Source organism: Streptomyces fulvoviolaceus, from assembly GCF_000718165.1.
GTDB lineage: Bacteria > Actinomycetota > Actinomycetes > Streptomycetales > Streptomycetaceae > Streptomyces > Streptomyces fulvoviolaceus.
In genome coordinates, this window is record NZ_JOEY01000133.1 from 1 (window position 1) to 2,647 (window position 2,647).

Here is a 2,647-nt window from a genome sequence, read left to right on the forward strand (position 1 = left end):
CCTTTGTACTCACCCTCGCGGGCTTTCCTCCGGGCGCTTCCCTTCGGTCTTACGTTTCCGACTCTATCAGACCGTTTCCGGTTCCGATTTCCTCGGTGCCTTCCAGGTTTCCGCTTCCGCGTTTCCCTTTCCGGCGGTTCCGACTCTATCAGATCCTTTCGGGCCTGACCCCCAGTCAGCGGGGCTTGTCCTCGCGGCCGTTGGGCCGTTCCGACGAGTGAGACTTTAGCGGATTCCCAGCTCCCGAGCTAATCGGGGGCCGCGTCCTTTCGAACGTGGATTCCTCATTTCATGAATACGCACACCAATGACACGACGGCAGTTCGACTGCGCGTCGATTGTTGGTTGGTACCTGTGAAATGGCTGTCCGGGGACCGACCGGGGTCGGCGCTCACGTCGGACAACTCGGAGAACACTACGTACCGGGGTGGGGAGTGTCAACTCAGCTCCGGAGGGGAACCTGGAGGCGTACTCTCGGGGACATGACTACGCGTACGTGCACCCAGCAGTGGTGGGCCGCCTGACGGCGGCCGTGCTCACGTATGCGCTCAACGGCCGCCGCCTCGGCGGCCGTTCTCGTTTCTCCCTCCGGGAGGGTCGGCCGGCCGGATGCGGCGGCCTCGACCAGGAGGTGGAGAGATGACACGGGTCTTCAGCGGGATCAAGCCGACCGGGCACCTGACGCTGGGGAACTACCTGGGAGCCATGCGGCAGTGGGTCGCGGTCGACCAGCACCAGGCGGAGTCCCTGTTCTGCATCGTCGATCTGCATGCGCTGACCGTCGATCATGATCCGGCGCGGGTGCGTCGGCTGAGTCGGCAGGCGGCCACGCTGTTGTTGGCGGCCGGACTGGATCCGGAGCTGTGCACCGTGTTCGTGCAGAGCCATGTGGACGAGCACGCGCGGCTGTCGTACGTGCTGGAGTGCGTGGCCACGGACGGCGAGATGCGGCGGATGATCCAGTACAAGGAGAAGGCCGCGCGCGAGCGGGAGCGGGGCGGGAGTGTGCGGCTGTCGCTGCTGACGTATCCCGTACTGATGGCGGCGGACATCCTGGCCTACGGGGCGGACGAGGTGCCGGTCGGGGACGATCAGGCGCAGCATGTGGAGCTGACGCGGGACTTGGCGGTGCGGTTCAACCAGCGGTACGGACACACGTTCGTGGTGCCTCGGGCCACGCTTCCGAAGGTGGCGGCGCGGGTGATGAACCTGCAGGAGCCGACGTCGAAGATGGGGAAGAGCGACGACGCGGGGCCGGGGATCGTCTATCTGCTCGACGAGCCGGATGTGGCGCGGAAGAAGGTCATGCGGGCCGTGACCGACAGCGGGCACGAGGTCGTCTACGACAGAGAGTCCCGGCCCGGGGTGGCCAATCTGCTGGAGATCCTCGCGGCCTGCACTGGTGGGAACCCATCGGAGCTGAGCGGTGTATATGAGTCGTACGGCTCTTTGAAGAAGGACACCGCGGAGGCTGTGGTGGAGGTCTTGAGGCCCGTGCAGGAGAGGCACAAGGAGTTGTGCGCGGATCCTGGCTATGTGGAGGGGGTGCTGCGGGATGGGGCGGAGAAGGCCCGGGCGATGGCCCGGCCGACCGTTGATGCCGCGTATCGGGCGATCGGCTTGTTGCCGGCGGCTGCCGATATCGCGGTGAGTGCGGCGCTGTAGTAGGCCGGTCCCTGTGCGCCGCCCCCCTGAGTGGAGGGGGCGGCTGCGGGTCAGCTGTTGTTGCCGGAGGCCAGTTCGCGGCTGCGGTCGCGGGCGGCTTCGAGGGCGGCGATGAGGGCTGCTCGTACGCCGTGGTTCTCGAGTTCGCGGATGGCGTTGATCGTCGTGCCTGCCGGGGACGTGACGTTCTCGCGCAGCTTGACGGGGTGTTCGCCGCTGTCGCGGAGCATCGTGGCGGCGCCGATCGCGGACTGGACGATCAGGTCGTGGGCCTTGTCGCGGGGCAGGCCGAGCAGGATGCCGGCGTCCGTCATGGCTTCGACCAGGTAGAAGAAGTACGCCGGGCCGGAGCCGGAGAGGGCGGTGCAGGCGTCCTGCTGGGACTCGGGGACGCGGAGCGTCTTGCCGACGGCGCCGAAGATCTCCTCGGTGTGGGCGAGGTGGTCGGCGGTGGCGTGGGTGCCGGCGGAGATGACGGACATGGCCTCGTCGACCAGGGCGGGGGTGTTCGTCATGACGCGGACGACCGGGGTACCGGCGGCGAGGCGCTCCTCGAAGAAGGAGGTGGGGATACCGGCGGCGCCGCTGATGATCAGGCGGCCGGCCGGGACGTGGGGGGCGAGTTCGTCGAGGAGGGTGCCCATGTCCTGCGGTTTGACCGTGAGGATCAGGGTGTCGGCGGTCTTGGCGGCCTCGGCGTTGGTGACCGGGCTGACTCCGTAGCGGGTGCGGAGTTCTTCGGCTCGCTCGGGGCGGCGGGCGGTGACCAGGAGGTCGGCCGGGGCCCAGCCGGCGCGGATCATTCCGCTGAGCAGGGCTTCGCCGATCTTGCCGGTGCCGAGGACTGCGACTTTCTGGGTCATGGCTGGGGTGTCCTCCGGGGGGTGCGTCGTCCAGGGTCATCCTCGCACCGGGGTCGTCAGGGTGGGTGGGGTGTCCGGTGGGCGGGATGTCGGCGGGCGGGGGGGGGGGGGGTTTTCTT

Annotated in this window: 2 protein-coding genes; one reads left to right on the top strand and one right to left on the bottom strand. The window is 68.0% G+C overall.

What is annotated here, in order from left to right:
* Positions 1 to 639 precede the first annotated feature (639 nt).
* Entirely contained in the window at positions 640 to 1,665 is a 1,026-nt protein-coding gene (gene trpS, locus IG08_RS0153080; protein WP_030621997.1) for a tryptophan--tRNA ligase, read from the top strand.
* Between the two features lie 50 nt (positions 1,666 to 1,715).
* Here the strand turns inward: trpS and proC are convergent, their stop codons facing one another.
* Positions 1,716 to 2,528, bottom strand: coding sequence for a pyrroline-5-carboxylate reductase (proC, locus tag IG08_RS0153085; protein ID WP_030621999.1), 813 nt, complete (start codon positions 2,526 to 2,528; stop codon positions 1,716 to 1,718).
* Positions 2,529 to 2,647: the final 119 nt, after the last annotated feature.